The sequence below is a fragment of the Bacillus sp. ME78 genome, from assembly GCF_903970865.1.
In the GTDB taxonomy this organism is placed as follows: domain Bacteria; phylum Bacillota; class Bacilli; order Bacillales; family Bacillaceae_G; genus Bacillus_A; species Bacillus_A cereus.
This window is the reverse complement of the sequence record NZ_CAJCKK010000011.1, coordinates 33408-57569: the sequence shown is the minus strand read 5'-3', so window position 1 is coordinate 57569 and position 24162 is coordinate 33408. Positions and strand designations below refer to the sequence as shown.

Genomic DNA, 24162 nt, shown 5'->3' with positions numbered 1-24162 from the left:
CATAAAATGTAATATATTCAATTTCCATCCATTGAAGGGGGAGGTTAATTCTTAATGAATGAAGTAAAGAGTTTTTTTCGAAGTAGAGGGTTTCAACGGTTTCTCGTTTTAATAATAGTAGCGCTTGTATTATATGCATTAAAAAGTATGATCAATTTAATATTAATTACGTTTATACTGACGTTTTTAATGGATCGATTTCAACGTTTTATTTCAAGAAAATTGAAAGTAAACCGGAAAATTGTTATTGCATGTTTGTATATAATACTAGTTTCCTTTATAGGCACAACGTTATATAAATATTTACCTGTGCTGACGATACAAATTTCACAATTAATTTATCAATTTAAACTATTTTTTCAAAATCCACCTGATAATGAAATCGTTAAATATGTACTTTCGACAATTAATGGGATGGAAGTATCAAAATATATAGAACAAGGTGTAGATGTTATATATCAATCAATAGCAAATATAGGGAAGGTAAGTTTACAAATATTATTATCTCTAATTTTAAGCTTATTTTTCTTATTAGAAAAAGAGCGTATTATTACATTCACATCTAAGTTTAAAGATAGTAAGTTAAAAATCTTTTATGAGGAAATTGCATATTTTGGTGAAAGATTTGCAAGATCGTTCGGAAAAGTAATTGAAGCTCAGTTTTTAATTGCCGTTGTAAATTGTATTCTTACTGTCATTGCATTAATTGTTTTAGGATTTCCACAGCTACTTGTATTAGCTGTTATGGTTTTCTTACTAGGGTTGATTCCTGTTGCTGGTGTGATTATTTCTTTGTTTCCACTTTGTATCATTGCTTACAACGTAGGCGGAGTTATGTACGTAGTATACATACTCGTGTTCATAACAGTAATCCATGCTCTTGAAAGTTATTTTTTAAATCCGAAGTTTATGTCTGCAAAAACAAATTTACCAATCTTTTATACATTTATGATTCTCATCTTCTCAGAGCATTTCCTCGGAATATGGGGGCTTATTATCGGGATACCAATCTTTATCTTTTTATTAGATGTACTTGATATAAATAATGAGGATGCGACTAAAAAATAAGAAATGATAGAAAATCATTAAAAGGTCATAGGGGATAATTAAGATAAAAAAGCAATCCAAAATAAATTGGATTGCTTTTTATCTTAATTAAAGAACCGGAGCCATTGTTTCTTTTAATACTTGAACAGAGTGATCGAATTTTAATTCTTCTTCTTCACTTAATTCAACCTCTAAAATTTCACGAACACCGCCGCGATTTAAAACAGCAGGCACCCCGATATAAACATCTTTTTGACCATATTGACCTTCTAAGTAAGCTGATACAGTTAATACACTATTTTCGTCGTTTAAAATTGCTTTTGTAACACGTAGAAGTGACATACCGATACCATAATAAGTTGCGCCTTTACGCTCAATAATATGGTAAGCTGCATCACGGACGTTTATGAAAATTTTGTCTAAATCTTCTTGATTATACGTGTTGTCTTTTTCAAGCAGTGTTTGTAGTTTTTGGATACCAACGGAAACATGACTCCAAACAGGAAGTTCAGTATCGCCGTGTTCTCCGATAATATAAGCGTGAATGTTGTGTGGACCAATATCGAAGTACTCACCTAACATATAGCGGAAACGAGCAGAATCAAGCGTTGTACCAGAACCGATTACACGTTCTTTCGGTAAACCAGATTCTTTCCAAGTTACGTAAGTTAAAATATCTACAGGGTTTGTTGCGATTAAGAAGATGCCATCAAATCCGCTATCCATAATACTGCGAACGATTTGTTTAAAGATTTTAGCGTTTTTCTCAACTAAATCTAAACGTGTTTCGCCTGGCTTTTGTGGTAATCCAGCTGTAATAACTACAAGGTCAGCATCTTTACAATCTTCGTAGCTGCCTTTCCATACTCTAGTTGGAGCTGGTGCGAATGGAACAGCATGACTTAAATCCATTGCTTCCCCTTCAGCTTTTGCCTCATTTACATCGACTAAAACAAATTCTTCAGCTACGGCTTGGTTAATCATGCAGTAAGCATAACTACATCCAACTGCTCCTGTTCCTACTAATACAACACGGTTAATACCTTTTTTCATTTCAAAATTCCTCGCAATTTCATTGATTTTATTATGTAAGATAATACGTCTTACTTCTATAGAGTCATATCTAGTTTATTACATTTTATAAAAGATATTCAAGTATTTGAAAATGTATCCGTGCAAATCCGCGAACAAAACATAGGAATTCAGTGAACCGAATATAATTCAGTAAAATCCTTTGTAAAAGGGGAAATGGCATGGGGAACCCATTAGCAATGGAAGAAATGCTTCATATTATTCATGCAGGGCTTGTTAAAAAGAATAACCCAAAACGGATTACGATTGCAGGTGCAGGGATTTCTGGATTAGTTGCAGGTTCTTTATTAAAAGAGGCTGGGCACGAAGTAACGATTATAGAAGCAAATAACAGAATAGGTGGCAGGGTGTATACGATTCGGGAACCATTTAGTGTGGGTTTATATTTTAATGCGGGACCGATGAGAATCCCTGACACCCATAAGTTAACCTTAGCGTATATTCATAAATTTAAACTACCTTTAAACCTTTTTATAAATAAAACTTTTGCAGATATCATTTATACGAATAACATTCAAACGAGATTGAATGTGTTTGAAAATGATCCAAGTGTACTTGAATATCCGGTTTTGGATAAAGAAAGAGGAAAAACGGCAGAAGAGCTAATGATTGAGGTATTAGAACCAATACTAAATTATATTAAGAAGGATCCTGATAAAAACTGGCTTATTGTTGAAAAAAAGTATAAAACGTATTCGCTTGGTTCATTTTTAATGGAGTATTATTCAGATGGTGCAATAGATATGATTGGGGTACTTCTTGATATGGAAGCTTATATGGGAATGTCCTTAATTGAAGTATTACGTGAAATGATTTTCTTTACTTCAACAACGAAATATTATGAAGTAACTGGTGGAATGGATAAGTTATCGAATGCATTCTTACCACAATTAAGAGAACATATTTTAATGCCGTATAAGGTTGATAAAATCATACAAGAAGATAATAAAGTAATGTTACAAGGAAATCATGAACAAACGTTAGAGCAATTTACAATAACAAGTGATTTTGCTATTATTACAATTCCATTTTCAGCGTTAAGATTTGTAGAAGTTCAGCCATACTATTTATTCTCTTATTTTAAAAAAAGAGCAATTCGTGAATTAAATTATATTGCTGCAACTAAAATTGCAATAGAGTTTAAAAGTAGATTTTGGGAGAAAGCGGGACAGTGTGGCGGTAAATCTATTACTGATTTACCGATACGGTTTACATACTATCCGAGTTATGGCATTCATACTCCAGGACCAGCTATCGTAATAGCAAGTTATACGTGGGCAGATGAGGCGTTAACATGGGATAGTCTCCCGCAAAGAGATCGTATTCGTTACGCATTAAAAAATTTAGCGGAAATATACGGTGACATCGTCTATAGTGAGTTTGTCACTGGAACATCTTTTAGCTGGAGTAAAAATCCGTATTCTTGCGGTGCATTTACAGCTTTCGAACCAGGCCAAGAGCTCGAGTTATTTCCGTATATTACACCACCATCTGGAAAAGTACATTTTGCAGGAGAGCATACGACATTAACACATGGATGGATGCAAGGGGCAATTGAGTCTGGAGTAAGAGTTGCATATGAAGTAAATGAACAGTGAATCTCTTATATTTACAAATGGTCATTCTTTTAATAAAATGATAAATATAAATCGTAATTATTACGCTTTGAATACATTTGAAGTAAAGAAATGGATGGTCGGTTGAATGAATAAAGTGGAGATTCATATATTAGGTGGTTTTTTAGGTAGTGGAAAATCAACATTATTACAAAATTTATTGTTAGCAGAGAAAAAGAAGAATAGAAAAGTTGCAGTATTAATGAATGAAATTGGTGAATACTCGGTAGATACAGATATTATTGGAAAAGAGAATGTTTTAAGAGAACTTCTTAAAGGATGTATTTGTTGTACATTAAAAGAAGAGCTTGAAATACAATTACATTCGTTATACCAACAAGAAAGACCAGATGTAATTTATATAGAAACGACAGGTGTTGCGCATCCAATTGAAGTGTTAGACGCGTGTGTCTCGCCAATTTTAGCTCCTTTTCTGGAAGTAAAATCAATTGTAGTCGTTTTAGATGCAGTAAGGTGGTTAAACCGAAGTATATTAAGTGCAAATGTACAACAGCTATTGCATGAGCAACTGAAATTTGGTAGTCACATTCTTGTTAATAAAGCAGATTTACTAACAGATGAAGATAAGAACACAGTATTTGAAGAAGTAGAGGCAATAAATGATCATGCGAAAATGTATGAGACAAAGTATTGCAATATATCTTTAAAAGATATAGAGGAAGCAGAATTTCCAAATGATGAGGAACATGAGACACTACATGTCAAACAGCATTTACATATACAAACGATGACGTATCAATTTACGAAACCGATTGAACAAGACAAATTATATGAATGGCTTTCGAATTTACCAGATAGTATTTATCGAGTGAAAGGTTTTGTGAAATTCCATGGAGATAAATACCCTCACCTATTCCAATATTCGTTCGGAGTACCAACTTTATTAGAACAAGACTTCGGTTTCCCGACAAACTTAGTAGTAATAGGAGAAGGACTAGATAAGAAACAATTGGCTGAAGGGTTAGAGAAAGTAGAACTTAACTCTAATTAAGGGGAAAAGACTAACTTAAAAATAAGTTAGTCTTTTTGTATGGTCATTACTGAAATGAAACAGTATTTTCAATTGGATTGCAGAATATATATTGATTGTATGTCCGTTTCCATTACATAGGAAGGTGATTATATATTTGTGCCGAATGTAGAGGGTACTACAAGAGTTTTCCATTATCTATCGAATTAGTTAGTCATGATTACGGACAGGGGATTTTGGCGTGTTTGATTCTATCAGAAAGTAAAGTATGGGGAGGATCACAATGTCGATGAAAAAACGTAAGTGGCTAAAGACAATGTTTACTGGTTGTGTTTTAGGTTCGTTATTAATAACGGCAGCTTGTTCAGGAAAGAAAACAAGTACAGAGGATGAAAAAACGATTAAGGTAGGAGTCCTTGCTTCTTTAACAGGACCGCTAGAATCGTATGGAAAACAAACAGTGAACGGATTTGAATTAGGGTTAGATTATGCAACTGGTGGAACTGGGAAAGTAGATGGGAAAAAGATTAAGTTTGTTGTAGAAGATACAGAAACGAAAGCGGATGTAGCAGTTAAAAAAGCTACGAAGTTATTAGAAGAAGAGAAAGTTGATTTTTTAGTTGGATCGTCTAGTTCAAGTGATACGTTAGCGGTTTTACCACTGGCCGGGGAATATGAAAAGATTATGGTTGTAGAACCGGCAGTTGCGGATAGTATTACCGGAAAGAACTGGAATAAATATATTTTTAGAACTGGAAGAAGTTCCTCACAAGATGCGATTGCAGGAGCAGCAGCAATTGCGAAAAAAGATGTAAAGATTGCGACATTTGCCCCAGATAACGCTTTTGGTCGTGAAGGGATTGCTGCATTTAAAGCGGGTGCGAAAAAATTAGGTGCGAACATTGTGAATGAGCAATACGCGGATACAAATTCAACAGATTTTACAGCGAATATTCAAAATATCATTAGTTCAAAACCAGATTATTTATTTATCGTTTGGGCAGGGGCAAATTCACCTTGGAAACAGTTGAAAGATATGAATGTGGAAGCGCAAGGTATTAAAATTTCTACAGGTGCGCCAGATATACCAGCATTAAAAACAATGGATGCATTAGTAGGTATGCAAGGTTTTTCTGTATATTATCACACACTTCCAAAAAATAAAGTGAATGATTGGCTAGTTGAAGAGCATAAAAAACGTTTTAATGGTGCAGTGCCAGATTTGTTTACAGCGGGAGGAATGTCAGCAGCAATTTCTATTGTAGAAGCCTTAAAGAAAACAAAAGGTGATACAGATGTAGATACCTTGATTAAGAAAATGGAAGGAATGGAATTTGATACACCGAAAGGAAAGATGAAGTTTAGAGAGAAGGACCACCAAGCGATGCAGACACTGTATTCTATCACATTGAAAAAGCAAGACGGTGTTGATTATCCGGTGCCAGTGTTAGAGCGAGAATTAACGATGAAAGAAACAGAACCACCAGTTCAAAATAAATAGACTGAATTTTCTGTTGTTTTTGTATAAAGAGGGGGACCCTCTTTATACATATTTCTTTCATACTCACGGCTTTAAAGGGAGGGATTTCGTGACACATTTGCTAGAGACGAAAAATCTTAGCGTATCTTTTGGTGAACATCATGTTATTAAAGATGTAAATTTAACTGTCCAAAAAGGAAAGCTCATTTCTATTATCGGGCCAAATGGTGCGGGGAAGACAACATTATTTAATTTACTAAGTGGACAGATTTCACCCACAACAGGTGAAGTGTATTTTAAAGGGCAAGATATTACAAAACTATCGATTTCAGATCGAACACGCTTAGGAATCGGTCGCTCTTTTCAGCTTACAAACATATTCCCAGAATTAACGGTACTTGAAAATGTCCGTTTAAGTGTTCAATCATTCGTACAAGATTACTATAGTTTTTTCCCGAGTTCAGCAAAATTAAAGCAACAAGTTGGAGAGGCGAGACGTTTCTTAAAAACAGTATTACTTCACGAGAAAGAGAATGTATTAGCGAAAGATTTGGCACATGGAGAGAAAAGAAAGCTAGAACTTGCGATGTTATTAGCTTTAAAAACGGATGTGTTATTACTTGATGAGCCGACGGCAGGTATTTCGGTTGAAGAGGTCCCTGCTATATTACAAGTGATTGAAAATATTAAGAAACATCCAGAGAGCACAATTGTACTTATCGAACACAAAATGGATATGATACTAGGTTTGTCAGATCATCTTATCGTTTTATTTCATGGAGAGTTATTGGCTGAAGGATTGCCAGAAGAAATTATGAAAGATGAGCGTGTACAAAGTGCTTATTTAGGGGGATTATATAGTGGCACTATTACAAGTGAATAATATAGAAACGTATTTAGATCAGTTTCATATTTTGCAAGGAGTATCTCTTGCTGTTGAGAAAGGGACGATTACTGTACTGTTTGGTAGAAATGGGGCAGGGAAAACAACGACATTACGTTCAGTGATGGGGTTTCACCGCATTGCAGATGGTGAAATTTATTATGATAGTGCAAAAGTAAGTGGATTACCTACACATTTAATTTCAAGGAAAGGAATAGGGTATGTACCAGAAAATCAAGGTATTTTTCATGATTTGACAGTAGAAGAAACATTCGCTCTTGCTAGGGGAAAAGGTGAGGAAGTAGAAGGGAAAATAGAGTGGATGCTGGAACTATTTCCGGATTTAAAGCAGTTTTGGAATAAGAAAAGTGGGCTCTTGAGCGGAGGGCAAAAGCAAATGTTGGCTATTTCAAGAGCGTTTATTAATAGTGATGGTTTATTACTTATTGATGAACCGAGCAAAGGGCTATCCCCGATAATGGTGGAGAAATTAATGGTAGCTATTTTGAAGATGAAAGAGAAAACAACAGTTTTACTTGTTGAGCAAAATTTTATGATGGCTAGTCAAATTGGCGATTATTTTTACATTATGGATAACGGACGAATTGTTCATAACGGTTTTATGAATGAATTAAAAAAGGATAAGGAAATGTGTCATAAATATTTAGGAATCTCTTAACATGAATCCGAGGTGAAAAGGATGGATGTGTTAATCAATTTATTTGTAAATGGGATTTCAACAGGGATGCTCATTTTTTTGTTAGCATCAGGTCTTTCACTTATTTTCGGTCTAATGAGCGTTTTAAACTTTGCACACGGTGGTTTATTTGCATGGGGAGCATTTACAGGTGTTTGGTTATTTAATATGACAGGAAGTTATATATTAGCTTTAGTTGGAGCAGTATCCATGGGAATGTTCCTAGGATTTATTTTAGAAAGGTTTCTTATTAGACCGGTATATGGAAATCATGTTCGACAGCTGCTCGTTACGCTTGGAGGAATGCTCGTTCTTAGTGAGTGTATTAAAATATTTTGGGGGCCAAACCCTATTAGTGCAAAATTACCGTTATGGTTACAAGGAAGTTTTACATTCGGAGGTATTATATTAATTAAATATCGTCTATTTGTTATTTTGATTGGGATAATTATTTACATTGCACTACTACTATTACTCAAAAAGACGAAGATAGGTCTTATGATCCGTGCAGGTGTAATGGATAAAGAAATGGTTCAAGCGCTTGGTATTAATGTAAAAGCGATATTTTCTTTCGTCTTTTTATTAGGAGCAGGGATGGCAGCTTTGGGAGGATTCTTATTAGCACCGTATTCGGGCGTTATTTTCGCCGAGATGGGCATGCAGTATGCAATTTTAGCTTTTATAGTAGTAATTATCGGTGGATTAGGAAGCGTACAAGGTTCAGCTATTGCTTCTTTAATTGTTGGATTAGCTGGTGCTTTTACAGCGTATTTTATACCAGATTTATCACTTGCAATTAATATGTTAATGTTACTATTTTTCTTAATAGTGAAGCCAACTGGACTTGTTGGTGAAAAGGGGTGAAATGGTGAACAACACATCGGACCGAATTAAAGTATACTTCGGAGTATGTATGCTCATTTGTTTAAGTGTATTTCCGTTCGTAAATGATTCACGGAGCCTGTTAATTTTGTTCACTCAAATCTTCATCTTTGCTATTTTTGCAATGAGTTTTGATGTATTGCTTGGGTATACAGGAATTGTATCGTTCGGTCATTGTATGTTCTTTGGGATAGGAGCATATGGGGTAGCGCTTTTATTTGATCGACAAGGCGTATCAATAACGAACTTTTTAATTGGAATAGTAGCTGCAATTATCATTTCAGCAATCGTTAGTTATATAATTGGTTTACTTTCTTTACGGCTGAAAAGTCATTTTTATGCGATGTTAACACTTGCTATTTCACAGTTGTTTTTCGTCCTTGCTGAAAAATGGCGTGGGCTCACTCACGGAGGAGATGGTTTTACATTTGGTGTACCAGACGTATTCCGTGATCGTTTTACGTTTTATTATGTAACACTTATATGTTTACTTATCATTTTTGTTCTCTTACGTCTTTTCACCAAATCTTCTATTGGAAAAGTATTAAAAGCAATTTCACAAAATGAGCAACGTGTTGAAGCACTAGGATATAAAGTGCTTCATTATAAAATTATTGCTAGCATTGTTGCAGGAGTAGTAGCTGCGATTAGCGGTGGTTTATTTGTTATTACATTACGCTTTGTCAATACGACTGTATTTTCAATTGAAATGACACTAAATGCACTCTTAATGACAATGATTGGAGGAGTCGGAACATTAATTGGAGCTATTGCTGGGTCTGGGATTATTGAATCACTAAAATATTATTTATCAGAACTAGCGACGGAATATCCGATTTTTGAAAGATGGACGATTATTCTAGGTTTATTGTATATTATCGTGCTACTCGTTTTTCCGAAAGGATTGGTTGGGACGGTTAAGAAATTGAAGAGTTTTAAAAGGAATAAGAAGGAGAAAAGTACAGAAGTGGAGCAAAACGTGTGAAAAATCAATTGTATACAAAATAAAAATCCCTCTTTTATATTCGTTAAAGAGGGATTTTTATTTTGAAAAAAGTATGTAATCAAAGTCATTTTATTAACCAAATAGTTCATCAGGGATTTGTTTAAAAGAGTTTTGATTTGTAAAAAAATGAACAGCTAATTTCTCAATTGGAACATCTTCAATTGGTACCAATTTATCATTTTTAATCGGTAAAAAAGCTATTCCTTTTCCATCATCAATAAACGCTTCCATAAGCGAATAAGAATCCAACTGTTGAAGTTGTTGCTGAGATAGATTATTTTCTTTTAGAAATTGTATTGTCTTATTCCTAAAAGGGCACTTTTTGTCATTGCTAACGAAGAAAATTTCTTTTGAATAATCAATGGTACATTTTTCTTTCGCTTTTAATAAGCCTACAGAAATTGAGGTTGTGAACACTTTTTTAAACGATGCGTCAGGATAATCCTCATAAGTTATGACCATATCAACTTTTTGTTGCTGCAGTAATTTTTGCAAATGACTACTACTTTCTACATATATTTGATAATTTCTGAAATTTACTTTAATACGCTTACTTAAATAATTTGTCAAAATAGATTGTGACGTCGCTATTATATAAGAAGAACCACTCGTTTTAATTTCATCTTTTACTTCTTCTAATAGAGTTAATATTTTATTCGTGTAATCTAATAAAATGTCACCAGCAGGTAACAAGGAAACACCTTTGTTATCTCTATGTAGTAAAGGTGTTTCTAACTCTTGTTCTAATTTTTTAATTCGCTCAGTTACGTTCGGTTGAACATATCCTAACTCTTTAGCAGCTTTACTAATAGAACCCTCACTGGCTACAGTTTTGAATATAATAAGATCATTTATTTCCAAGTATCTCAGCCCCTTATGCACTATCATTATAAATGATACCAAACATAATTTATACCTATTTTACGTTAGCCACTTATCGATTTATCATAATGTATATAAGATTGAAAGTGAGTGATAAACATGATTGGAATGCAATATAAGGTCATTCTTCCAAAGGATTATGACATGGAGATTATTAAGAAAAGGGTAAAGGATAATGGCTATAAAACTGATGGTTTCCAAGAACTAAATTTTAAAGCTTATTTAATTACGGAAACGGAGAAAAACGGGAATTTTTATAACTGCTATGCACCTTTATATATTTGGAATGGTCATGAAGGGATGAATAAATTTATCTTTGAAGGGTATTACGATAACATTTTACAATCTTTTGGATGGCAACAAATACATATAGGTGTTCCATTAGTGGTTAATCTAAGTGATGGATTTAAGAAAAGTAGATATGTTGTTGAATATGCAGGAAGTATTTCTCAAAGTAAAACGTTGATTGGGACTCAATTAAACATGATGAATGAAGATGTACAAAACAACGAAAAGTGTTTAGGGAATGTAATCGTTTATAATCCGGATAAATGGGGATATAGTAGGTTTGAGTTTTATGAAGAGAAGCCTGATATTGTAGTAAATAAGGGTGTTACAGTATATGAGATTTTACACATTTCACGATGAAATTTTGTTGTATATTAAAAATAAGAAAAGGAATGAAAGTCTATGCCTTTTGTGAAGATTTATTATTCTGAAAACACATTAAATGAAGAAGAGTTGGAAAAAATGGGTGAATGTATCCATCTTTCATTAATTGAACATTTTAACATCCCTGAAAATGATTATTTTCAAATGTTCTTACCTTACCAACAAAACAAATTTTTATATAATCCATATTATTTGTTGGAAAGAGGAGAAAAGAGAACAGAGAATATGATTTATGTTTCTATTACATGTGGACCGGGAAGAACGGTGCAACAGAAAAAAGATTTGTATCAATCGGTATCCTTAAAAATAACGGAATATTCCGACGTTAAAACTTCGGATATTTTTATTACACTAAATGAGACAGCTGCTGAAAACTGGTCATTTGGTCAAGGGATAGCACAAATGGTGAAAATAAAGGGAGAAAAAAATGAAAAATGAACTTATTGAAGTACATATTAAAAAGAAAATGAGAGAAATGTCACCTGCATTTGCTCATTATAGTGAAAAGATATTATTTGAGGAAGTGTGGCGGGATGCCACTTTAACATTAAGAGAAAGAAGTTTGTGTACTGTGTCAGCACTAATCAGTCTCGGTAATACAGAACAATTACAATTTCATCTGAAGCTAGCTAAACAAAATGGGGTTATGGAGAATGAATTGGTTGCATTAATAACACATATGGCTTTTTACGTTGGTTGGCCAAAAGCTATGGCAGCTTTAAATATAGTAATGAATGAAATGAAAAGTTAAGAATAATGATAAGTAAGAATTCATGTTTATATGAATTCTTACTTATCATTATTTATGCAATACTCTATCGCTATATTTATTACATTTTATCTTGCTTTTTTATCACTTGCGTAGTAAAGTGATAGTAAGATGAACGCTAGGAAGTGATGAAACATGCGTGATAATACGATAGGATCATTAATATGGTTACGTTTAATACGATTTACGAACCAAAGTAATCAAATGTCAAATGAGTTTTTAAAACGTTTTGATTTAACGACAGCTCAATTTGATGTGCTTTTGCAAATACGTACGTATCAACCACTCACACAAATGGAGTTAGCTGAAAAGGTAACTGTTACACAAGGTGGCATTTCTCGAATGTTAACTCGTCTTGAAAAAGAAGGATATATTGTACGAAAACAAGATTGGAAAACGAAAACAATTAGTCTTACAGAGCAAGGAGAAGCTGCTTTAGAGAGAGCATTGCCAGAGCAACTTGCATTTCAATCTTCGTTTTTTGATGATGTATTAAATGAAGAAGAGCAGAAAATATTATACGAGCTGATGACGAAAGTTCATAAGCATAGCGAAAAAAAAGAATTACCGCAAGAGTAATTTTTTTTACCTCATCAATTGACTAATCAAGTGATGAGGTAGGTAATACGGAGATATACTTGACTTACCAACGTTTTTAGAAGAAAAACTAATACTACATTATTAAAGGGGAGAGTAACTATGGAAAAATACCGTATAGATATAAGAAAAGGAATTGAGTTTGGGTTATATTCAATTGGCGATCATGTTTTAAATCCACATAATGGGGAGAAAATTACGCCAGAAAAAAGAATTCACGAACTAATTGAAACAGCTAAGTTAGCAGATGAGGCAGGGCTTGATGTGTTTGCTGTAGGCGAAAGTCATCAAACGCATTTTACAACGCAAGCTCATACAGTTATTTTAGGTGCGGTCGCGCAAGCTACGAAAAATATAAAAATTGCAAGTTCCGCAACGATATTAAGTACATCTGACCCAGTTCGAGTATATGAGGATTTCGCTACCATTGACTTGATTTCTAATGGTCGTGCTGAAATCGTAGCTGGTCGTGGATCTCGTATTGGAGGATATAGTTTACTTGGTTATGATGTGAATGATTATGAAGAGTTATTTGAAGAGAAGATGGATCTTTTATTAAAAATTAATAAAGAGGAACATGTAACATGGAATGGGCAGTTCAGAGCACCACTTGAGCATGCTTCAGTTATCCCTAGAGCTAAAAATAATAACCTGCCAATTTGGCGTGCGGTTGGTGGACCGCCAGCTAGTGCAATTAAAGCAGGACGTGCAGGTGTGCCAATGATGATAACAACACTTGGTGGTCCAGCAATTAACTTTAAAGTGTCAGTAGATGCTTACCGCGAGGCTGCTCAGCAAAGTGGATTTGATCCAGCTAGTTTACCAGTTGCGACAACGAGTTTATTTTATACGGCAAAAAATTCACAAGATGCACTTAGTGAATATTACCCTCACATTAATGCTGGTATGCTTACACTGCGCGGTGGTGGGTATCCGAAACAGCAATTTACAAATGCAATAGATTACCGCGATGCTTTAATGATTGGTAGCCCACAACAAATCATTGAGAAAATGCTTTACCAATATGAATTGTTTGGCCAACAACGCTTTATGGCACAAATTGATTTTGGCGGTGTACCATTTGATAAAATTGAGAAAAATATTGAATTAATTGCTACTGAAATATTACCAGCCGTTAGAAAACATACAGCAAAATAAATAAAAAAACTGGGAGTCTAATTGACTCTCAGTTTTTTTATTTGTTATGGAAAAATGACAAAAAAATGAACTTTTAGTCGAGGGAGAGGGAAGTTATTTTCTATTTTTGAATAACATTATTTCGAGTTTGAATTTTGAAAATACATTTTTCTCTTGACAAAAAATAAGCATTTATCGAGGGTAGTTTCGAGGACATTTTTTCGGTTGAAAGTCAAGTGTATGAAGAAAAAACGATTGTTTTATAGATATAAAAGTAAGCCGTATATTGAAAAAACACATTTTGCTAATGAAAAAAATCTGATTCAAAAAAATGACAAAAGACATATTTCAGACAAAATGATGTCAATAATACGTCAAAAATAACCTGAATTTACTATGCAGGTATATTATACAATTCGATTAACGAATAAAACACTACAGAAATAGTGAAAAGGTAAAAAATAGCATTACAATAGTTTGAAAAACTGAAACTTCATATTTTTCGACAATACATACAAAATGTTTTTGTCTTTTCGTATTTCTTAATAATTGAGTTTGATAAGATTGCTCAATTAACTTTTATTATAAAAACTATGAAGGAAGTGATTTTAGTATGGAAACGCTCGAATTGGCACGAATACAGTTCGCATCAACAACGATTTTCCATTACTTTTTTGTTCCGCTGTCAATTGGTTTAGCTTTTATTATTGCGATCATGCAAACGTTGTATGTGGTAAAAGGGCAAGAAGTATATAAGAAGATGGCAAAGTTTTGGACGCAATTATTCCTTATTAACTTTGCAGTAGGTGTAGTAACAGGTATTTTACAAGAATTTCAGTTTGGTATGAACTGGTCAACATATTCACGTTTTGTAGGTGATGTATTTGGTCCCTCGCTTGCAATTGAAGGATTACTGGCATTTTTCATTGAGTCTACATTCCTAGGTTTATGGGTATTCGGTGAGGATAAATTACCGAAGCGAATTCACTTAATGTGTATTTGGCTCCTTTCAATTGGAACGATGTTATCAGCATTCTGGATTTTAACTGCAAGTGCATTTATGCAGTCACCTGTCGGGTATGAAATGGCAGCTGATGGTCGTGCACAAATGAATGATTTCTTAGCCATTATTCAAAACCCACAACTATGGGTACAATTCCCGCATACAATTACAGCAGCAATTGCAACAGGTGCATTCTTTATTGCGGGTGTAAGTGCATGGAAAATTACAAAAGGACAAGAAACTGTAGTATTTAAAAAATCTTTCCGCATTTCTATCATTGTTGGAACAATTACAACGGCGCTTGTATTATTCTTCGGTCATGCACAAGCGCAACAATTAATTAAGACACATCCAATGAAGATGGCGGCAGCTGAAGCGCTATGGAATACAAGTGAGGATCCAGCGCCATTTACAGTATTTTCGAAAATTGATACAGAGAAGAAAGAAAATTCGTTTGAAATTCAAATCCCTTATATGCTAAGTCTATTATCGTATGATAAGTTTAGCGGTCAAGTTGAAGGGATGAATCAAATTCAAAAACAATATGAAGAAAAATATGGACCTGGAGATTATATTCCTCCAGTGCATACAATGTTTTGGAGTTTTAGAGCGATGGTAATGAGTGGAACATTCATGCTTCTTCTAGGAGCTTACGGATGGTTCTTATCAAGAAAAGATCGTTTAGCTGAAAAAACGTGGTATTTAAAATTAATGGTGTATGCAATTTCTCTTCCATTCATCGGTAATACAGTAGGGTGGATTATGACTGAAATGGGTCGTCAACCTTGGGTTGTATTTGGTGTAATGAAAACAGAAGATGCTGTATCACCAAATGTAACATTCGGTGAAGTATTATTCTCACTTATTTCATTCACATCAATGTATTTAATTATGGGTGGAATTTGTGTGTACTTATTTGTTCGTACCATTAAGGGCCACAAGAATAAGAAAACGAAAAAGGATTATCAAAGCCATGATCCATTTGATAAGGAGGAAGAGTATGTTATCTCTTAATGAGTTATGGTTTTTAGTTATTGCAATCTTATTTGTTGGATTCTTCGTACTGGAAGGTTTCGACTTTGGGGTAGGAATGGTTTCGAGGTTTTTAGGAAAGAATGATTTTGAAAAACGAGTTTACTTAAATACAATAGGACCGTTCTGGCACGCGAATGAAGTATGGCTTGTTTGTGCTGGTGGAGCCATGTTTGCGGCATTTCCGCACTGGTATGCAACTTTATTTAGTGGTTTTTATATTCCGTTTGTATTTATGCTTCTTGCTTTAATTTTAAGAGGTGTTTCCTTTAAATTTCGTGCGAAAATAGATAATCATAAATGGAAGAGTGCGTGGGATTGGGGGATGTTTATTGGAAGTATGTTACCTCCTATCCTTTGGGGAGTTGCGATTGCAAACTTTATGGTAGGTGTACCTATTGATGAGAGTAAAAATGTTGTAGGTGGATTCCTGCAATTACTTCATCCATTTGCGTTACTTGGGGGAGTAATGTTTCTCCTACTATGTATTGTTCACGGATTACAATTTCTTACGATACGTACAACTGGTAAATTGAGAGAACGTGCACGAAATGCTGCAATAAAAATTGCACCATTTTCATTAATTACACTTCTTGTTTTTGCTGGTGTGGGGTTATGGAAAACCGACATTTTCACTGCTCATGGAACAGAATGGATTATGGTACCAATCGGAGCTTTTGTAGCACTATTAGTGTCCACGTTATTAAATAAAAGAAGAAGAGATGGTTGGGCTTTCTTTATGACGAGTTTAACAATCATTTTACTAAGTGCGAGTGTATTTATCGGTATGTTCCCACGTGTTATGATTAGCTCTTTAGGAGCAATGAATGATTTGACAATTTACAACGCAGCATCAGGAGCTTATGCATTAAAACTTATGACTTACTTTGCGATTGCTATTTTGCCTTTCGTTATCGGAAGTCAAATATGGAGTTATTATGTATTTAGACAACCTGTTAAGTCAGACAACGATTTGGAGTACTAATGAAAAGAAAAAGAGGACTTCCGTCTTATCCCGGTAGCCGTATTTTATATGTAGCGTTAACGATTATTAGTATTTTAGAAGCTTTTAGCATTATTGCGCAAACAATCTTTTTAGCACGAGCTATTACGTTTTTATTTCATGGAGAGACAGTACAAACAATATTAAGTGAAATTGTTTATTTTGGTATCGCGTTTGCAGCGCGTAACATAGTAGTTCGAACATCACAAATATTAGTGGAACGTTTTGCCGAAAAAACAGGGTCGTTACTAAGAAAACAATTGATAGAGGCATATTTCACATTAGGTCCAAGGTATGTTCAAACTGTTGGAACGGGTCATCTGGTTACCTTATCAATTGAGGGGATTGAGAAATTTAAAACATATATTGAATTAACGATTCCTAAAATGATTAGAAGTAGTATCGTTCCAGGTCTAATTGTACTATATGTTTTTACGCTAGATATTGAGTCTGGAATCATTTTAGTTGTAACGATTCCTATCGTGATTATATTTATGATTCTTCTCGGATTAGCAGCGCAAAAAATGGCAGATAGTCAGTATGAGATATATCGTGTACTTTCGAACCATTTTGTAGATACGTTAAAAGGTTTAGAAACATTAAAGTATTTAGGGAAAAGTGAACAGCACGAAGGAAAGATTGAAAAAGTAAGTAAAAGATATAGAAAAGCAACGATGCGTACTTTGCGAGTTGCTTTTCTTTCTTCTTTTGCATTAGATTTCTTTACGAGTTTATCAATCGCGTTTGTGGCAGTTGGATTAGGGATACGTTTAATAGATGAAACGATTATACTATTACCAGCCCTTACAATTTTGATTTTAGCTCCGGAATATTTTCTGCCGATTAAACAAGTGGGAGCAAATTATCATGCGACATTAGATGGACAAATTGCGATGGAGCAAATAGAAGAGATTTTGCAACAACAAAAAGGAATACAAAAGAAAGATTTAAATGAAGATATAGTATGGAATGCCTCTAGTAGCTTGAAATTACAAGATATCAAAGTTAATAATGCTGAATCTGAAAAGGCTATATTAGAAGGGATTAATTTTACTTGGGAAGGTAACGGTGCTATTGGTGTTATTGGTGAAAGTGGTGCAGGGAAATCGACGTTAATCGACGTATTAGCAGGTTTTTTATCTCCTTCGAGTGGAAAGATGTTAGTAAATGGTGTAGAAGTTGATGGATCTACTCGTGAAGATTGGCAAAAAAATATTGCTTATATTCCGCAGCAACCCTATATATTTCCGCTTTCATTAAAGGATAATATTCGTTTTTATGAAACAAATGCAACAGATGAAGAAGTTGAAAGAGTTATTAATGAAGTCGGCCTTCGTTCACTCGTTACATCACTTCCAAATGGGATGCACGAAAGAATTGGAGAAGGTGGACGTATGCTAAGTGGCGGACAAGAACAGCGTGTTGCTATGGCGCGTGCGCTTTTAAGTAAAAAACCAATCATTTTATTAGATGAGCCTACGGCACATCTTGATATTGAAACCGAATTTGAAATAAAGCAAGCGATGTTACGTCTATTTAATGGAAAGTTAGTATTTTTAGCAACTCACCGTCTACATTGGATGAAACAAATGGACCATATCCTTATTTTAAATAAAGGGGAAATGAAAGAAAGTGGGACGTATGAAGAACTTTTAGAGAATGAGACATTACATTTTCATAGGGAAGAGAGGGGAGAGAAATGAGTAACTGGGTTAAACCTTATATAAAACAAAATAAAGGTAGAATGACTTTAACTATTTTCCTTGGTCTTCTTGGAGTTAGTTCAGGAGCGATGTTACTTTTTATTTCAGGTTATTTAATCTCAAAATCTGCCCTTAGACCAGAAAATGTAATGGCTGTATATGTTCCTATTGTTGCAACAAGAGCGTTTAGTATAGGGCAAGCTGTGTTTCATTATATAGAGCGCTTAGTCGGACATGATGTCGTACTACGTATATTAGAAAAAATGAGAACGAAGCTATATAGAATAGTAGAACCACAGGCGTTATTTTTCCGTTCTCGATTTCAAACGGGTGATATGTTAGGAGTGTTATCCGAAGATATAGAGCATTTGCAAAACCTATATTTACGTACAATATTTCCTAGTATATTAGCGCTAGTTGTTTATAGTATCTTCGTACTTGTTATCGGTGCATTTGACCTTGTGTTTGCACTTATTGTAGGTTGTATGTTAGCTATTATCGTGTTTCTTCTTCCATTTGTATCATTACTTTTGATGAAGAAACACCATGTTACTTTAAAGCAAGGCAGAAGCCGTTTGTATCAACAACTGACAGATGCTGTTTTTGGATTATCTGATTGGCAAGCAAGTGGTCGTAAAGATGAATTTATTAATGAGTATGTAAAACAAAATGATCAGTTGTTAAAAATCGAAAAGAGAGTGAAACGCTGGTATCATATTCGGGACAGTATCATTCAATTAGTAGTAGGTATTGTAGTTATTTCGATGATCATATGGACTGGGAATGGAGCGGCAAGTGAACAAATTGCTCCTACAGTTATCGCAGCTTTCGTATTAATGACTTTATCTGTAACGAACGCGCTTATTCCTATTGCAGATGCCATCGATCGAATACCGTCGTACGTAGAATCTACCCATCGTCTTAATGGCGTAGAAAGTGATAGTGTTTTACATGATGAAACGGATTTGCATGGAGAGAAAGATTATATTGAACCAAAACATGTAGATATTGAACTGAATCACGTATCGTATAGTTATCCAGATAGTAATGAGATTGTATTAAAAGATGTATCATTACAAATAAAAGCAGGGAAGAAAATTGCTATTTTAGGGAGAAGTGGGACAGGGAAATCTACTTTACTAAAATTGTTAACAGGGGCGTTAAGCCCAGTAAATGGCCAAGTTGTATTGAATGGTGAACGAGCTCATACGAATCTTTTATCTAAATATATTTCTGTATTAAATCAAAAGCCGCATTTGTTTGATACGACAATTGGAAATAATGTACGAATTGGCAAACCAGAGGCGACGGATGAAGAGATATGGAAAGCTTTAGAGAAAGCACAACTAGCTTCACATGTTACTTCTCTTCCAGACGGATTACAAACAAAAATGCATGAAATGGGAAAGCGGTTTTCTGGTGGGGAAAGACAAAGAGTTGCTTTTGCTAGAACTCTTATGCAAGAAACACCAATTATTGTACTTGATGAACCGACTATCGGTTTAGATCCAAAAACAGAATTGTCTTTAATTGAAACTATGTTTTCTGCAACGGAAGAAAAGACGGTTATTTGGATTACGCACCATCTTGTAGGAATAGAACATGTAGACGAAGTTATATTCCTTGATCGTGGCCAAATTGTCATGCAAGGTAGTCATAAACAACTTCTGAAAGAAAATGAAAAGTATCGTAAACTTTATGAGTTAGATAAAGGAATATAATTTGAATAAGCAATAATTGTAAAAATAGCTACGCCTAATGGTGAAGCTATTTTTTTGTTAGATTGCAGGTGTATATGATTGTTACGAATTAAAAATGAATTTCATATTATACATATAATGGAGGGATGTGCATGAAGGAGCAATATAAAATCATTGTTTTAAGTGATGAATTATCAGGGGATAGGATTCGAAATACATTAGACAAAAATAAATGTAAAACAATAGTTCATGTTATAGACGTTTCAGATGTTGTTCGAATAGAAAATTCTTTTCAATATATAGTCATTTGGAGAGTGGACGCAGAAAAACTTACAAATGACTTGATAAATAGGGGCGTGCAAAGTTCAAAAATTATTAATTTAACAAAATACATGTATGAATGGAAGGATAAATTAATTTCTATCTATCAAATAAATCCGGATCTTATGTCTTTATACATTTCTATAAAAAAAGCAAAGAGTGATCCGACGTATGAATTGTTTGCTACCGGTTTGTCTTATCCACATTGTGGCATAAGTACGGAGCTCCTCTCAAAAAAGTCAATAAAATTAACACTTCCATCTCAAGATCTATACTATGATTATTTAATAGCGTCACAAATTCTATCAAACACTCATTCATTTCAATATTGTTTAATAGGAATAGCCTATTTCTCGTTTTACTTTGACATGTCGTTATCCTCTGAAGCATATAGAATTCACAAAGTATATTATCCATTGTTTCAAGATGGTCATCATACTGTAGTTCATTCTCCTCTACCCACTGATGGATTCTTACATCTAAATACTCCGAAACCACTTCTTTCTATTTTTAATTTGCATTTTGAATATATTTTATTAGACGAACTAAAAGATGAATCATTGATACTGCCTTGGATAAACGCTGAATGGAATATCATTCCACTTCACATTCCTTTTGAAGAACACGGGAAAATAAGAGCAGCTTCACATGCTAAATTGGTGTATCCTCATACTTTAGTTGAAAATAAAATGATTTTTAAGAAATATTTAGAATTACTGTTGAAAAACGATATAAAGCCATTAATTGTTGTGTTCCCCGTTACTTCACATTATTTCAATTGTAGTAGTAAGAAATTAAAAGAAGATTTTTATAAAGTTATAAATGAGTTTCAAACTCAATATTCTTTTCAAATCATAGATCTATTTGATTCGCCATTATTTTGTGAGGATGATTTTTATGATAGTGATCATATGAATAAAAAAGGTGCAAATAAAATGTCCGCGTTATTAAATATGTTTATTCAGGAACGAAAAGTATGATATTTTGTTTCGTGTTTGCATAAAAGTATATAGGCTCCATACAGTTAAAGTAATGTGATTTTTGTGTCGCGTATATAAATAGTATGCGAAGAGGTGAGAGAGTTAAAATGAGAACTCGTATTGAAAGAACTGAAGAGGTGGTAGAGCAACTTCCATTGGTAAGTGTATTAATTCCTACGTATAATCGTCCTCACTACTTTGAAAAGGCTTTATGTAGTGTGTTAGAACAAACGTACCCTAATATAGAAATTATAGTTGGAGATGACAGCACGAATGACGAAACAGAAAAGATGTTACAAAAATATTTATGTAATCATTCAAATATTATTTATATAAAAAACAGATTAACTCTCGGACAGTTTGAAAATGCGTTAATGTTATTTCATGAAGCGAATGGTGAGTATATAAATTTTTTAATGGATGATGATATATTTCATGTGAATAAAATTGAAAAGATGATGAAGTACTTTTTCAATGATCTAGATAATGAAATTAAGCTAGTAACATCTCATCGTCAAGTAATTGATGATAAAGGGAAAGAACTACGCCATATTTATTCAACTGTCCGTTTATTTGAAGAGGATACGATTATAGAGGGGACAGAATTAGGAAATAAGGTAATTGTGGATCAAAAAAATTATATTGGAGAACCGACAACAGTTTTATTTCGTAAAAATGATTTGCAAGAACCGTATGGGATTTTTGATAAGAGGCGGTATTTATGTAACGTAGATATAGCTTCATGGTTATCTTTATTAAGTAAAGGAAAAGCAGTATATATAGCAGAGACACTTAGTTACTTTCGATTACATCCAGATCAACAGTTAAATGAATCTAATAAAATGATGGATGGGTTAGAAGATTTTTCACACAGTATTATAGCAGGAGAACAATATGGTTTCTTATCCACCGAAAAAGAGTTAGACAAAGCGGTAACTAATTTTCTAGATTATGCAAGAAGGATAGTTCCATCATCCATATTATATACATTAGACTATTACCAAAAAATTAGAGAGAAGAAAATAAACATAGAAAAGAAAAAACAACATATAAATAATAATTCTTCTTTACCGAAAGTAAGTATACTTATTCCTGCGTACAATAGACCTTATTACTTGGAATTAGCACTCAACAGTGCTCTGAATCAAACATATGAAAATATAGAAATTATTATTTCTGACGACAGTACAAATAATGAAGTCAATGCTATGATTCAACCGTACTTACGTGAATATGAGTGTATTACATATGTTAAAAATGAAACGCCGTTAGTTGCCGAAAACTTTAATAAGTGTGTAGAACTTGCGGATGGGGACTATATAAACTTTTTATTAGATGATGATTTATTTCATCATGAAAAGATCGAGAGAATGATGCAATACTTTTTGACGTTAGAAAATATTTCATTTGTGACGTCATATCGTGAACTGATTGATGAGAATGGAGAGATATTACCACCTTCAACATTGAATATGAAAATCGCGAAAGAAACTACACTTTTTGAAGGAAAAGAATTAGGGAATTATATGTTAAAAAACTTAAAAAATGTAGTTGGTGAGCCGACAACTGTTTTATTTAATCGTGATTTGTTTGACGGGAAGTTTGGGTATTTTAAAGGAAAGGCTTATTCTGCTATTAATGACATTGCAACTTGGCTAGATATGATGAGGAAAGGAAAAGTAGTTTATATACAAGAACCTCTTAGTTATTTTAGACAACATAGTGGCCAAAATCAAAAACAAATGCATTTTATTTTAATGACAATTGAAGAGTGGATTGAATTAATTATAGATGCATATAATAGTGGATTTTTAAGCTCCGAAAGTGAGTATAAAGAGAGTTTATCTTATTGTTTAGAAAATGCGGGATTTATAGTTAAGGATGCAGTAAGAAATGGCGAACTAGATCAAATTTATAATGAAAAGATAAAAAAAGGGTTAAACAAGTTAGTTGCTCATATGTTCGAGAAAGAATCTTGTTATTGTCAATATTGCAATAAACAATTTGAAAAATTTTCACCTTGGCCAGCACATTATGATTTTCCGAAATATAAATTTGAGATGTGGAATAAAGATACAGGGATATGTCCAGTTTGTAATTCGATGGATCGTGAAAGATTGTATCGTGCGTACATTGAAACGGAAACGGACTTGTTAAATAGAAACTATACAATGCTTCATATTGCACCTGAAGCGAAGTTAAGAGATTGGTTTAACGAGTATAAAAATATTACGTATGTATGTGGTGACTTAGAACCAAAGGATCCATTAATGAAGGAAATTGATGTTACAAGGATTACATATGATAGTAATACTTTTGATGTAATATTATGTAGTCATGTGTTAGAACACGTTCCTGATGATGACAAAGCAATGCGAGAGTTATATAGAGTGTTAAAGCCAAATGGATGGGGAATTATTCAAGTACCAATCGTAATGAATGTAGATTTTATTGTAGAGAATGAATTAATTGTAACACCACAATTGAGGAAACTAGCTTTTGGTCAAGAAGATCATGTGAGAATTTATAATCAATCGGGATTTATTCAACGATTAATGAATGCAGGATTTAAGGTAGAATTATATAACATAGCAGAAAAACAAGGAATGAAAAGTGCTAGGAAATTTGGATTATCTGAAACAGATATGCTCTATATTGTCCGAAAATGA

Annotated in this window: 21 protein-coding genes; 19 read left to right on the top strand and 2 right to left on the bottom strand. The window is 33.6% G+C overall.

All coding sequences use genetic code 11. From position 1 onward, the window contains the following. Positions 1–54: 54 nt before the first annotated feature. Positions 55–1068, top strand: a complete 1014-nt coding sequence (locus H6481_RS14410; RefSeq protein ID WP_001006602.1) for an AI-2E family transporter — start codon at positions 55–57, stop codon at positions 1066–1068. A gap of 87 nt (positions 1069–1155) precedes the next feature. On the opposite strand, the gene H6481_RS14405 is transcribed toward H6481_RS14410, so the two are convergent. Continuing rightward, positions 1156–2100, bottom strand: coding sequence for an L-lactate dehydrogenase (locus H6481_RS14405; protein WP_000715322.1), 945 nt, complete (start codon positions 2098–2100; stop codon positions 1156–1158). 200 nt (positions 2101–2300) lie between these two features. Here H6481_RS14405 and H6481_RS14400 point away from each other — a divergent pair, with 200 nt between their 5' ends. From H6481_RS14400 to H6481_RS14370, 7 genes are all read left to right on the top strand, one after another. Continuing rightward, positions 2301–3737, top strand: a complete 1437-nt coding sequence (locus H6481_RS14400; RefSeq protein WP_000528004.1) for a flavin monoamine oxidase family protein — start codon at positions 2301–2303, stop codon at positions 3735–3737. Positions 3738–3843: 106 nt separating this feature from the next. Continuing rightward, positions 3844–4767 (top strand): GTP-binding protein, encoded by a 924-nt coding sequence (locus tag H6481_RS14395; RefSeq protein WP_001044937.1) that lies wholly within the window; start codon positions 3844–3846, stop codon positions 4765–4767. 262 nt (positions 4768–5029) lie between these two features. Beyond that, complete coding sequence (locus H6481_RS14390) at positions 5030–6247, top strand: substrate-binding domain-containing protein (protein WP_000062000.1); 1218 nt, start codon at positions 5030–5032, stop codon at positions 6245–6247. An 88-nt stretch (positions 6248–6335) separates the two neighbouring features. Then, on the top strand, positions 6336–7109 hold the full coding sequence (locus H6481_RS14385) for an ABC transporter ATP-binding protein (RefSeq protein ID WP_000149328.1): 774 nt from the start codon (positions 6336–6338) through the stop codon (positions 7107–7109). Then, complete coding sequence (locus H6481_RS14380) at positions 7087–7788, top strand: ABC transporter ATP-binding protein (RefSeq protein WP_001196696.1); 702 nt, start codon at positions 7087–7089, stop codon at positions 7786–7788. Before H6481_RS14385 ends, H6481_RS14380 begins: the two co-directional genes overlap by 23 nt. A 21-nt stretch (positions 7789–7809) precedes the next feature. Then, positions 7810–8670, top strand: coding sequence for a branched-chain amino acid ABC transporter permease (locus tag H6481_RS14375; RefSeq protein ID WP_182812096.1), 861 nt, complete (start codon positions 7810–7812; stop codon positions 8668–8670). 49 nt (positions 8671–8719) lie between these two features. Then, positions 8720–9673: a branched-chain amino acid ABC transporter permease gene (locus H6481_RS14370; protein WP_003274156.1), complete on the top strand. Its 954-nt coding sequence runs from the start codon at positions 8720–8722 to the stop codon at positions 9671–9673. Between the two features lie 93 nt (positions 9674–9766). Here H6481_RS14370 and H6481_RS14365 read toward each other — a convergent pair whose 3' ends face one another. Next, the gene (locus H6481_RS14365; RefSeq protein WP_063547076.1) at positions 9767–10555 is read right to left on the bottom strand and encodes a LysR family transcriptional regulator; all 789 of its coding nucleotides are present in this window, start codon (positions 10553–10555) and stop codon (positions 9767–9769) included. Between the two features lie 120 nt (positions 10556–10675). On the opposite strand from H6481_RS14365, the gene H6481_RS14360 reads away from it, so the two are divergent. The 11 genes from H6481_RS14360 (at position 10676) to H6481_RS14310 (ending at position 24162) form a co-directional block, all read left to right on the top strand. Further along, complete coding sequence (locus tag H6481_RS14360; protein ID WP_063547077.1) at positions 10676–11224, top strand: DUF4865 family protein; 549 nt, start codon at positions 10676–10678, stop codon at positions 11222–11224. A 42-nt stretch (positions 11225–11266) separates the two neighbouring features. Further along, positions 11267–11686 carry a tautomerase family protein gene (locus tag H6481_RS14355; RefSeq protein WP_001117237.1) on the top strand — a complete coding sequence of 140 codons (420 nt, stop codon included), beginning with the start codon at positions 11267–11269 and terminating at the stop codon, positions 11684–11686. Continuing rightward, positions 11676–11999, top strand: coding sequence for a carboxymuconolactone decarboxylase family protein (locus tag H6481_RS14350; RefSeq protein WP_000787201.1), 324 nt, complete (start codon positions 11676–11678; stop codon positions 11997–11999). Before H6481_RS14355 ends, H6481_RS14350 begins: the two co-directional genes overlap by 11 nt. A 153-nt stretch (positions 12000–12152) precedes the next feature. Next, positions 12153–12596: a MarR family transcriptional regulator gene (locus H6481_RS14345; RefSeq protein ID WP_001205523.1), complete on the top strand. Its 444-nt coding sequence runs from the start codon at positions 12153–12155 to the stop codon at positions 12594–12596. A 120-nt stretch (positions 12597–12716) separates the two neighbouring features. Continuing rightward, entirely contained in the window at positions 12717–13772 is a 1056-nt protein-coding gene (locus tag H6481_RS14340; RefSeq protein ID WP_182812093.1) for an LLM class flavin-dependent oxidoreductase, read from the top strand. A 592-nt stretch (positions 13773–14364) separates the two neighbouring features. Next, the gene (gene cydA / locus H6481_RS14335; protein WP_000448869.1) at positions 14365–15768 is read left to right on the top strand and encodes a cytochrome ubiquinol oxidase subunit I; all 1404 of its coding nucleotides are present in this window, start codon (positions 14365–14367) and stop codon (positions 15766–15768) included. After that, the gene (cydB, locus tag H6481_RS14330) at positions 15755–16771 is read left to right on the top strand and encodes a cytochrome d ubiquinol oxidase subunit II (RefSeq protein WP_063547078.1); all 1017 of its coding nucleotides are present in this window, start codon (positions 15755–15757) and stop codon (positions 16769–16771) included. Before cydA ends, cydB begins: the two co-directional genes overlap by 14 nt. After that, positions 16771–18492, top strand: a complete 1722-nt coding sequence (gene cydD, locus H6481_RS14325; protein WP_063547079.1) for a thiol reductant ABC exporter subunit CydD — start codon at positions 16771–16773, stop codon at positions 18490–18492. The genes cydB and cydD overlap by 1 nt, the downstream gene beginning before the upstream one ends. Then, positions 18489–20213 carry a thiol reductant ABC exporter subunit CydC gene (gene cydC / locus H6481_RS14320; protein WP_000073638.1) on the top strand — a complete coding sequence of 575 codons (1725 nt, stop codon included), beginning with the start codon at positions 18489–18491 and terminating at the stop codon, positions 20211–20213. The genes cydD and cydC overlap by 4 nt, the downstream gene beginning before the upstream one ends. A 131-nt stretch (positions 20214–20344) precedes the next feature. Beyond that, positions 20345–21493 (top strand): hypothetical protein, encoded by a 1149-nt coding sequence (locus H6481_RS14315; protein ID WP_063547080.1) that lies wholly within the window; start codon positions 20345–20347, stop codon positions 21491–21493. A 107-nt stretch (positions 21494–21600) separates the two neighbouring features. Then, entirely contained in the window at positions 21601–24162 is a 2562-nt protein-coding gene (locus H6481_RS14310; RefSeq protein ID WP_182812091.1) for a glycosyltransferase, read from the top strand.

Excerpts from the sequence above, each read along its gene's own strand:
- H6481_RS14410 (WP_001006602.1), top strand. The coding sequence starts at position 55 with ATGAATGAAGTAAAGAGTTTTTTTCGAAGTAGAGGGTTTCAACGGTTT.
- H6481_RS14405 (WP_000715322.1), bottom strand. The coding sequence starts at position 2,100 with ATGAAAAAAGGTATTAACCGTGTTGTATTAGTAGGAACAGGAGCAGTT.
- H6481_RS14400 (WP_000528004.1), top strand. The coding sequence starts at position 2,301 with ATGGGGAACCCATTAGCAATGGAAGAAATGCTTCATATTATTCATGCA.
- H6481_RS14395 (WP_001044937.1), top strand. The coding sequence starts at position 3,844 with ATGAATAAAGTGGAGATTCATATATTAGGTGGTTTTTTAGGTAGTGGA.
- H6481_RS14390 (WP_000062000.1), top strand. The coding sequence starts at position 5,030 with ATGTCGATGAAAAAACGTAAGTGGCTAAAGACAATGTTTACTGGTTGT.
- H6481_RS14375 (WP_182812096.1), top strand. The coding sequence starts at position 7,810 with ATGGATGTGTTAATCAATTTATTTGTAAATGGGATTTCAACAGGGATG.
- H6481_RS14370 (WP_003274156.1), top strand. The coding sequence starts at position 8,720 with ATGCTCATTTGTTTAAGTGTATTTCCGTTCGTAAATGATTCACGGAGC.
- H6481_RS14360 (WP_063547077.1), top strand. The coding sequence starts at position 10,676 with ATGATTGGAATGCAATATAAGGTCATTCTTCCAAAGGATTATGACATG.
- H6481_RS14355 (WP_001117237.1), top strand. The coding sequence starts at position 11,267 with ATGCCTTTTGTGAAGATTTATTATTCTGAAAACACATTAAATGAAGAA.
- H6481_RS14350 (WP_000787201.1), top strand. The coding sequence starts at position 11,676 with ATGAAAAATGAACTTATTGAAGTACATATTAAAAAGAAAATGAGAGAA.
- H6481_RS14345 (WP_001205523.1), top strand. The coding sequence starts at position 12,153 with ATGCGTGATAATACGATAGGATCATTAATATGGTTACGTTTAATACGA.
- H6481_RS14340 (WP_182812093.1), top strand. The coding sequence starts at position 12,717 with ATGGAAAAATACCGTATAGATATAAGAAAAGGAATTGAGTTTGGGTTA.
- cydA (WP_000448869.1), top strand. The coding sequence starts at position 14,365 with ATGGAAACGCTCGAATTGGCACGAATACAGTTCGCATCAACAACGATT.
- cydB (WP_063547078.1), top strand. The coding sequence starts at position 15,755 with ATGTTATCTCTTAATGAGTTATGGTTTTTAGTTATTGCAATCTTATTT.
- cydD (WP_063547079.1), top strand. The coding sequence starts at position 16,771 with ATGAAAAGAAAAAGAGGACTTCCGTCTTATCCCGGTAGCCGTATTTTA.
- cydC (WP_000073638.1), top strand. The coding sequence starts at position 18,489 with ATGAGTAACTGGGTTAAACCTTATATAAAACAAAATAAAGGTAGAATG.
- H6481_RS14315 (WP_063547080.1), top strand. The coding sequence starts at position 20,345 with ATGAAGGAGCAATATAAAATCATTGTTTTAAGTGATGAATTATCAGGG.
- H6481_RS14310 (WP_182812091.1), top strand. The coding sequence starts at position 21,601 with ATGAGAACTCGTATTGAAAGAACTGAAGAGGTGGTAGAGCAACTTCCA.